Annotated in this window: 8 protein-coding genes; 7 read left to right on the forward strand and 1 reads right to left on the reverse strand. The window is 71.7% G+C overall.

Annotation, left to right across the window (positions count from 1 at the left end):
* Positions 1 to 30 precede the first annotated feature (30 nt).
* From E1294_RS49560 to E1294_RS49585, 6 genes are read left to right on the forward strand one after another with little or no spacing between them, the layout of a single operon-like run.
* A complete protein-coding gene (locus E1294_RS49560) occupies positions 31 to 615 on the forward strand; it encodes a prepilin peptidase (protein WP_132519546.1) in 585 nt (194 codons plus the stop codon).
* 43 nt (positions 616 to 658) lie between these two features.
* Positions 659 to 1840 (forward strand): chorismate synthase, encoded by a 1182-nt coding sequence (gene aroC, locus E1294_RS49565; protein WP_165977930.1) that lies wholly within the window; start codon positions 659 to 661, stop codon positions 1838 to 1840.
* Complete coding sequence (locus E1294_RS49570; RefSeq protein WP_132519549.1) at positions 1837 to 2355, forward strand: shikimate kinase; 519 nt, start codon at positions 1837 to 1839, stop codon at positions 2353 to 2355. Before aroC ends, E1294_RS49570 begins: the two co-directional genes overlap by 4 nt.
* A complete protein-coding gene (gene aroB / locus E1294_RS49575; RefSeq protein ID WP_132519552.1) occupies positions 2352 to 3422 on the forward strand; it encodes a 3-dehydroquinate synthase in 1071 nt (356 codons plus the stop codon). The genes E1294_RS49570 and aroB overlap by 4 nt, the downstream gene beginning before the upstream one ends.
* Positions 3419 to 3853: a type II 3-dehydroquinate dehydratase gene (gene aroQ, locus E1294_RS49580; RefSeq protein ID WP_132519555.1), complete on the forward strand. Its 435-nt coding sequence runs from the start codon at positions 3419 to 3421 to the stop codon at positions 3851 to 3853. Before aroB ends, aroQ begins: the two co-directional genes overlap by 4 nt.
* Complete coding sequence (locus E1294_RS49585) at positions 3850 to 4602, forward strand: SGNH/GDSL hydrolase family protein (RefSeq protein WP_132519558.1); 753 nt, start codon at positions 3850 to 3852, stop codon at positions 4600 to 4602. The genes aroQ and E1294_RS49585 overlap by 4 nt, the downstream gene beginning before the upstream one ends.
* Positions 4603 to 4853: 251 nt before the next feature.
* Here E1294_RS49585 and E1294_RS49590 read toward each other — a convergent pair whose 3' ends face one another.
* Entirely contained in the window at positions 4854 to 6857 is a 2004-nt protein-coding gene (locus E1294_RS49590) for an ATP-dependent DNA helicase (protein WP_132519561.1), read from the reverse strand.
* Positions 6858 to 7087: 230 nt separating this feature from the next.
* On the opposite strand from E1294_RS49590, the gene E1294_RS49595 reads away from it, so the two are divergent.
* Complete coding sequence (locus tag E1294_RS49595) at positions 7088 to 8242, forward strand: hypothetical protein (protein WP_132519564.1); 1155 nt, start codon at positions 7088 to 7090, stop codon at positions 8240 to 8242.
* Positions 8243 to 8427: the final 185 nt, after the last annotated feature.

Here is an 8427-nt window from a genome sequence, read left to right on the forward strand (position 1 = left end):
GGGGCGGGCCGGGCGGTTTAGGGTCTGTGCGTGGTCGCACTCATGGCGCTGCTCGGACTCCTGTGCGGACGCGCCATCCGGGCGCTGGCCGACACCTATGACGACGGTGTCACCCCCGTTCCCCCGTGGCCGCCGGCCATCGAGGTGGTGTGCGCCGCCGTCACCGCGCTCGTCGCGTGGCGGGTGGGACTGCCGTACGCGTGCTTCGCCGTGATCGGGGTGGCCCTGGCCGTGGTCGACTGGCGTACGAGCCTGCTGCCCGACGCGATCACGCTCCCGGCGTACCCCGTCATGGCGCTGGCGCTCGTGCCGACGGGAGAGTTGCCCGCGGCGCTGGCCGGCGGGGCGGCGCTGGCGGCCGTGTACGGGGTGCTCTGGTTCGCCAGGCCGTACGCGATGGGTCTGGGGGACGTGAAGCTGGCCGGGCTCATCGGCATGACGAGCGCGGCGCTCGGCTGGCAGTCCCTGGTCGTCGCCGCCTTCGCGGGGCAGTTGCTGGGCGCCCTGTACGCCGTCGCCCTTCTCGTGACGAAGCGCGGAACCCGGCACACCGAGTTCCCTTTCGGGCCGTTCATGCTGCTGGGGGCGTTTAGCGTGCTCTGTCTCGGTTGGTGAACGCCGGTCCGGCCACTGGGCCGCACGTGGAAGACTTGGAGGCATGTTGCGCTGGTTGACCGCCGGAGAATCCCACGGGCCCGAACTCGTCGCCGTCCTCGAAGGCCTGCCTGCCGGCGTCGAGGTGACCACGACCGCCATCGACGAGGCCCTGCGCCGCCGCAGGCTCGGTTATGGCCGCGGCGCGCGGATGAAGTTCGAGCAGGACCAGGTGACGATCGTGGGCGGCGTGCGCCACGGGCGCACGATGGGCAGCCCCGTCGCCATCCGCATCGGCAACACCGAGTGGCCCAAGTGGGAGAAGGTCATGGCGGCCGACCCGGTCGACCCGGCCGAGCTGGAGGGCCTGGCCCGTAACGCTCCGAGATCCCGCCCCCGCCCCGGGCACGCCGACCTGGCCGGCATGCAGAAATACGGGTTCGACGACGCCCGGCAGGTGCTCGACCGGGCCAGTGCCCGCGAGACCGCGGCCCGCGTCGCGCTGGGCGAGGTCGCCAGGCGCTTCCTCAAGCAGGCGCTCGGCGTCGACATCGTCAGCCACGTCACCTCCATCGGCGGAGCCAAGACTCCGGCCGAGACGCTGCCCGGCCCCGCAGACCAGGCCCGCATCGACGACGACCCGGTCAGGTGCTCCGATCCCGAGGGCAGCGCCGCGATGATCGCCGTGATCGACAAGGCGCACAAAGACGGCGACACGCTCGGCGGCGTCGTCGAGGTGCTGGCCTACGGCCTGCCGCCGGGCCTAGGCAGCTACACCCACTGGGACCGCAGGCTCGACTCCCGGCTGGCCGCGGCGCTCATGGGCATCCAGGCCATCAAGGGCGTCGCGGTCGGCGACGGCTTCGAGACCGCCATGCGGCCCGGCTCGCGCGCCCACGACGAGATCGAATACACCGCCGACGACGGCGTCAGGCGCATCACCAACCGCGCGGGGGGCGTCGAGGGCGGCATGACCAACGGCGAGGTCCTGCGCGTCAGCGCCGCGATGAAGCCGATCTCCACGGTGCCCAGGGCCCTGGCCACCATCGACGTCAAGACCGGTGAGGCGGCCAAGGCCCACCACGAGCGCTCCGACGTGTGCGCCGTGCCGGCCGCGGGCATCGTCGCCGAGGCGATGGTCGCGCTGGTGCTGGCCGACACGGCGCTCGAGAAGTTCGGCGGCGACTCCGTCGAGGAGGTCGCGCGCAACCTGTCCGGCTACCTCTCTTCCATGGTGATCAAATGAGCACGAAGCCATCCGCGAGCATCGTCGTGCTGATCGGCCCTCCCGGGTCAGGCAAGACCACGATCGGGCGGCTGCTGGCCGAGCGGCTCGGTGTCGGGTTCCGCGACACCGACACCGACGTCGAGGCCGTGGCGGGCAAGCCCGTCTCCGACATCTTCGTCGAAGACGGCGAGGCCCGCTTCCGCGAGCTCGAGCACCAGGCCGTGCGCACGGCGCTGGCCGAGCACGACGGCATCCTGTCCCTCGGCGGCGGCGCCGTGCTCAACGAGGAGACCCAGGCCCTGCTCGACGGCCACCACGTGGTCTATCTGCAGGTGGGGCTCTCCGACGCGGTGCAGCGGGTCGGGCTCGGCTCGGCCAGGCCGCTGCTCGTGCTGAACCCGCGCAGCCAGCTGAAGAAGCTGATGGAGGAGCGGCGGCCGGTCTATGAGCGGCTGGCCGTGGCGACCGTGGTCACCGACAAGCGCGAGCCGGCCGAGCTCGCCGACGAGATCGTGAGAGGGCTGCCCGCATGAGCGCGACGCGGATCCACGTACGCGGCGACAGCCCCTACGACGTCGTGGTCGGCACCGGCGTGCAGGCCGAGCTGGAGACGCTGCTCAAACCGGGGGTGCGCACCGTCGCGGTCATCCGCCCCGAGAGCCTGCCCGATCTCGCCAGGCCGGTCACCGCGACCCTGTCGGAGCGCGGCTACGAGGTCGCCGACCTGCCCGTGCCCGACGGCGAGCAGGCCAAGTCCGTCGACGTGGCCGCGCGCCTGTGGTCCGCGTTCGGCCGGCACGGCGTGACCCGCTCCGACGCCGTGATCGGCGTGGGCGGGGGAGCGACCACCGATCTGGCCGGGTTCGTGGCGGGCACGTGGCTGCGCGGCGTGCAGGTCGTGCTCGTGCCCACGACGCTGCTGGCCATGGTCGACGCGGCCGTCGGCGGCAAGAACGGCATCGACACGCCCGAGGGCAAAAACCTCGTCGGCACGTTCCTTCCGCCGGCCGGGGTGTTGTGCGAGCTGTCGACGCTCGGCAGCATGCCCAAAGCCGACTACGTCGCCGGCCTCGCCGAGATCATCAAGGGCGGCTTCATCGCCGACCCGGCCATCCTCACGCTCGTCGAGGCCGATCCCGAGGCCGCCACCACACCCGGCGGCCCGCACACCCGCGAGCTTATCGAGCGCAAGATCCAGGTCAAGGCCGACGTCGTGGGCGCCGACCTGCGCGAGTCCGGCCTGCGCGAAGTCCTCAACTACGGCCACACGCTCGCCCACGCCATCGAGCGCGAAGAGCACTACACCATCCGCCACGGCGAGGCCGTCGCCATCGGCATGGTCTACGCCGCCGAGCTGTCGCGGCTCTCCGGACGCGCCGACCTCGTCGAGCGCACCAGGTCGATCCTCACGAGCGTCGGCCTGCCCGTCTCCTACCGCGCCGGCGCGTGGCCCCGGTTGCGCGACCACATGCGCCTGGACAAGAAGAACCGCGGAGCCGAGCAGCGCTTCGTCGTGCTCGACGGCCTGGCGCGACCCGGTCGCCTCGAAGGCCCCGCAGAAGAGCTGCTCGAAGCCGCCTACAGGGAGATCTCCGCATGATCCTCGTGCTCAACGGCCCCAACCTGGGCCGGCTCGGCGTCCGCGAGCCCGACGTCTACGGCGCCGAGACGTTCGAGGACCTCGCCACCCTCTGCCGCGACACCGGCCGCGAGCTCGGCGAGCACGTCGAGGTGCGCCAGACCGACGACGAGGCCGAGCTGATCGGCTGGATCCACGAGGCCTGCGACGGCCGCATCCCCGTCGTGCTCAACCCGGCCGCCTTCACCCACTACTCCTACGCCCTGCGCGACGCCATCGCCCAGCGCACCGCCCCGCTCGTCGAGGTGCACATCTCCAATCCCGCGGCCAGGGAAGAGTTTCGCCATACCTCCGTCGTGGCCGGGGTGGCGACGGGCACGATCGCGGGCTTCGGGCTACAGTCATACGTCCTTGCGCTGCACGCTATCGCGGAGATGAAGACGACCTCATGAGGCATTACAAGTCCTTCGTCGCTCTCGGCGACAGCTTCACCGAAGGGCTGAACGATCCCGGGCCGGACGGCCACTACCGTGGCTGGGCCGACCGGGTGGCCGAACGGCTCGCCACCGACAACCCCGGTTTCCGCTACGCCAACCTGGCCGTACGCGGCAAGCTGATCGACCAGATCGTCGCCGAGCAGGTGCCGCTGGCCGTCGAGATGGCGCCTGACCTGGTCAGTTTCTGCGCCGGAGGCAACGACCTGCTCAGGCCCGGCAGCGACCCCGACGTGATGGCCAAGCAGGTCGCGCGGGCCGTACGCGACCTGCGGGCCGGGGGCGCCGACGTGCTGCTGTTCACCGGGGTCGACCCGCGCGACACGCCGGTGATGCGGCGCCTGCGCGGCCGCTTCGCCACCTTCTACCTGCACGTGCGTTCCATCGCCGACCTCTACGGGTGCCGGCTCGTCGACCAGTGGTCGATGCAGGGGCTGCGTGACTGGCGGGCATGGAGCGCCGACCGCCTGCACATGAACGAAGACGGTCACCGGCTGGTCGCCGCGCGTGTGCTCGACGTGCTGGGAGTGCCGTTCGACGACTGGCGCAAGGGCTGGCCGGAGCGGGCGGTGGATCCCCGGGCGCGCCGGCGCGAAGACGCCCAATGGATGCGCGAACACCTCGTCCCCTGGGTCTCCCGCCGCCTCCGCGGCGTCTCCTCCGGCGACGGGGTCTCTCCCAAGCGTCCCGATCTTTCTCCCTTTTAGTGTTACGGCTTCGCCTGGTTCAGCCACCCGCCGTACGTGGCTGACGGCCCTCCAGGAAACGGCCTCCGACCCTTCACCGGCAGACCGCCGTGACGGGGCGCGCTCTTGACCCTCACCGTGGTGAAACCCGTGACCGGGCACGCAACGTTACGTGGAGGACCGGTCGCGTGCGGGAGCCCTTCGGATGGCCCGGCCGGGGGGCGCCCTGGTGGCGTGATCCTCGTCAGGAGTCAGGAGTTTGTGGTCGGTGGTCAGTCGTCAGGGGCCGTCTCCGTGAGGCGTTTGAGTGCCGCTCGGGGGATGGCCGGGTCATTCGTGCGCCAGAACGGAGGAAGGGAACCCAGAAGGAAGCCGCTGTAGCGGGCCGTGGCCAGGCGGGGGTCGAGGACCGCGATCACGCCCTTGTCGTCCTGGGCGCGCAGCAGGCGGCCGGCACCCTGGGCCAGCAGCAGGGCGGCGTGGTTGGCCGCCACCGCCATGAACCCGTTGCCGCCCTTGGCCGCCACGTGGCGCTGCCGGGCCGAGGTCAGCGGGTCGTCGGGGCGCGGGAACGGCACCCGATCGATGATCACCAGCCGTAGCGACGGGCCGGGCACGTCGACGCCCTGCCACAGCGACAGCGTCCCGAACAGGCACGTCGGCTGGTCGTCGGCGAACTGCTTGACCAGCAGCATCGTGGAGTCGTCGCCCTGGCACAGCAGCGGCACGTCCAGCCGCTCGCGCAGCGCCTCGGTGGCCGCCTTGGCCGCCCGCATCGAGGAGAACAGCCCCAGCGTGCGGCCCCCGGCCGCCTCGATCAGCTCGGCGATCTCGTCGAGGTAGGCCTGCGGCAGGCCGTCGCGCCCCGGCTGGGGCAGGTGTTTGGCGACGTAGAGGATGCCCGCGCGCGGGTGGTCGAACGGCGAGCCGACGTCGATGCCCTGCCAGCTTCTGCCCTCGCCCAGCCCCCACTGTGCGGCCAGCGGGTCGAATGTGCCGCCGAGCGCGAGCGTGGCGGACGTGAGCACCACCGTGCGCTCCCCGAACAGCTTGTCGCGCAACATGCCGCTGACGCTCAGCGGCGCGACCCGCAACATCGGCGGCCGGCGGTCGGTGCCGGCGTCGAGCCAGACCACTTCCGCCCGGTCGGCCTCTGAGGCGTGGCCGTAGGCCTCCAGCATGCGCACCGCGGTGTCGTGCACCTCGTCGAGCGCCGTGAACGCGGCCTTGCGCTGCCCCGCTTTGTCGGGGTCGTCCTTGTCGGCGTTGCGCGGGCCGAGCGCGGTGATGCATCGCCAGGCCGTGTCGCGCACCAGCGCCAGCGTCAGCCCGAGCACCTCGGGAAGCTCGTCGATGCGCCCGGGCGGCGCGGCGGCCAGCAGCGCCTTGAGGTCTTCGCCGGCCTCCATCAGCTGGTCGGCGATCGGCTGCTCGATCAGCCGGCCGACCCGGCGGACCGCCAGCATCACCGAGGTGTCGGACAGCTCGCTGGTGACCACCGACGTCACCCGGTCGACCAGCTCGTGGGCCTCGTCGACCACGACGACCTCGTGCTCGGGCAGCACCGGCAGCTCGCCCATGGCGTCGATGGCGAGCAGCGCGTGGTTGGTCACGACCACGTCGACCTCACCCGCCCGCGCCCTGGCCAGCTCGGCGAAACATTCGGCGCCGCTCGGGCAGCGGGTGGCGCCCAGGCACTCCTGCGCGCTCACCGAGAACTGCCGCCACGCCTGCTCGCTCACGCCGGGCACCAGCTCGTCGCGGTCGCCGGTCTCGGTCTCCTCGGCCCACTCCTGGATGCGCTGCACCATGCGGCCGGTGGCGCTCACCTCACGCGGGTCGAAGAGCTGGTCCTGCTCGTCCTCCTCGGGCCAGCCCGCCGTCGCCTTGTAGCGGCACAGGTAGTTACGGCGGCCCTTGAGGATGGCGAACGTCGGCTCGTGCGGCAGCTCCTTGCCCAGCGCCTCGGAGAGCCTCGGCAGGTCGCGGTCGACGAGCTGGCGCTGCAGCGCGATCGTGGCCGTGGAGATCACGACCGGCTTCTCGCTGTCCATCGCGTGGCGGATCGAGGGCACGAGGTAGGCCACTGACTTGCCGGTGCCCGTGCCCGCCTGGACCGCCAGGTGCGTCTTGTCGTCGAGGGACTGCCGCACGGCCTGGACCATGGTGACCTGGCCCTGCCGTTCGCTCCCTCCGAGAGCGTTGACCGCGATGCTGAGCAGTTCGTCGACTGACGGGAGATGGGAGTCCGGCACGGCACTAAACGCTACCCGCATTCCAGTGCCGCCGCGCCGAACGCGGCGTGATCGGCCAGACGCATCGCGGCATTCATGAATCGGCGCGACGGCACGCATGGCACACTGGTCGATCGGGACTCCAGCTGGTGCCAGAAAGTCTCTACCGAGCGTGACCAGAGGGAATCCCGGTGTAGGTGGGAAGACCGGTCCCTTAGGGTTTTCCGGGGTTGAGTGGACGAATAAAGGCTGGTTAAAGCAATATGTCCTCCATGTCGGAAGTTGTCCCCTTGCCATCGTTCGGCGAAGTCTTCTTCGATGCGCGAGGTCAGGAACGGTGTCTCCGCGTCACGTGGCATGAGGGCACGCTGGTCCTCAGCCTCTGGCGCGGCGAGATGTGCACGGCGAGCTTCCGCATGCCCATGGAGGACGTCGGGCGGCTGCTCGACACCCTCGACGACGGCTACGCCGAGGCCACGGGCGAGCAGCCGGCCGTGCCCGCGCAGGAGCCGGGCACCGAGGTCATCCCCGGCACCGGCCAATACCACCGGCCGCCCCAGCACGCTCAGCAACCGCCGCAGCAGCCCCAGCCGGACGACCGGCCCACGGCGGCGCTGTCGCCCAACGACGTCCTCGTGGCCAGGGGCGCGCCGCCGGCCCCCCAGGACAAGCTGGTGGCCTCGTACGGTGAGACCGCGGCGCCGAGGGAGCAGCACGCGCCCGCCTACGGCGAGACCGCGGCCCCCAGGGAGCAGCAACCCCCCGCCTACGGCGAGCGGGCCCCCTTCACCGGCCCTCAATACGTCGACCAGACCGGCCCGCAACAGGCCTACGCCGGTGACCCGTTCAGCGGCCCTCAGTACACCGCCGACCCGATGAGCGGCCCTCATTACATCCAGCAGGGCCAGGCCGAGCCCTTCACCGGCCCTCAGTACGTCGAGAACGAACCGGTCTACCAGATGCCCGGCGACCAGCGCCGACAGGCGCCGGCCAGCACCGACCCGCTGGGTTTCCCTTCGCAGGCCGCCGACCCCTACCAGCCGGCCCAGCAACACCGGCCCGACCCCTACCCGTCGGACCCGCACCCGTCCGACCCCTACGGACGCCGCTCCGACACCTATCGGCAGCACCAAGCGCAACAACCGCAGCCGCAACAACCCCAGTCTCAACCTCAGCCGAGCACGGCCGGCCTGGGCACCCCCATGCACGGCATCCCGGGAGCCGGCCGGCCACGCCCGGCCCCGCAGCAGCGTCAGGCGCCGCCCCACCAGAACCCCGTGGACCCGCTGCTGGCCCTCGGCCGCCAGGAGCAGGATGATCCCGAGATGACCCGCCCGTACGTCGGGGACCCGATGTTCTCCACGGGCGAGCGCCTGCGTCCCGAGCAGCCGGACTACCACGAAAGAAGCGACCGCAGGGAGTGGTGACGGGCGCCCGCCGGTCGCCTGCTGGTCGCCCGCCGCCCGCCGCCGCAACTCGTCCGCCTCGCGCGTAATCGTTGCGCGCCACCGTGCGCCGCCCCTCGTCCACCTCGCGCGGGATCCGTTCGGGCGGGACCCGTTCCCGCGCCACCGTGCGCTGGCCACTCCCCTCCCGCGGGTACGCTCACGGC

The sequence above is a fragment of the Nonomuraea diastatica genome (genome assembly GCF_004349015.1).
Taxonomy (GTDB): domain Bacteria; phylum Actinomycetota; class Actinomycetes; order Streptosporangiales; family Streptosporangiaceae; genus Nonomuraea; species Nonomuraea diastatica.

Excerpts from the sequence above, each read along its gene's own strand:
- aroC (WP_165977930.1), top strand. The coding sequence starts at position 659 with ATGTTGCGCTGGTTGACCGCCGGAGAATCCCACGGGCCCGAACTCGTC.
- E1294_RS49570 (WP_132519549.1), top strand. The coding sequence starts at position 1,837 with ATGAGCACGAAGCCATCCGCGAGCATCGTCGTGCTGATCGGCCCTCCC.
- aroB (WP_132519552.1), top strand. The coding sequence starts at position 2,352 with ATGAGCGCGACGCGGATCCACGTACGCGGCGACAGCCCCTACGACGTC.
- aroQ (WP_132519555.1), top strand. The coding sequence starts at position 3,419 with ATGATCCTCGTGCTCAACGGCCCCAACCTGGGCCGGCTCGGCGTCCGC.
- E1294_RS49585 (WP_132519558.1), top strand. The coding sequence starts at position 3,850 with ATGAGGCATTACAAGTCCTTCGTCGCTCTCGGCGACAGCTTCACCGAA.
- E1294_RS49590 (WP_132519561.1), bottom strand. The coding sequence starts at position 6,857 with ATGCGGGTAGCGTTTAGTGCCGTGCCGGACTCCCATCTCCCGTCAGTC.
- E1294_RS49595 (WP_132519564.1), top strand. The coding sequence starts at position 7,088 with ATGTCGGAAGTTGTCCCCTTGCCATCGTTCGGCGAAGTCTTCTTCGAT.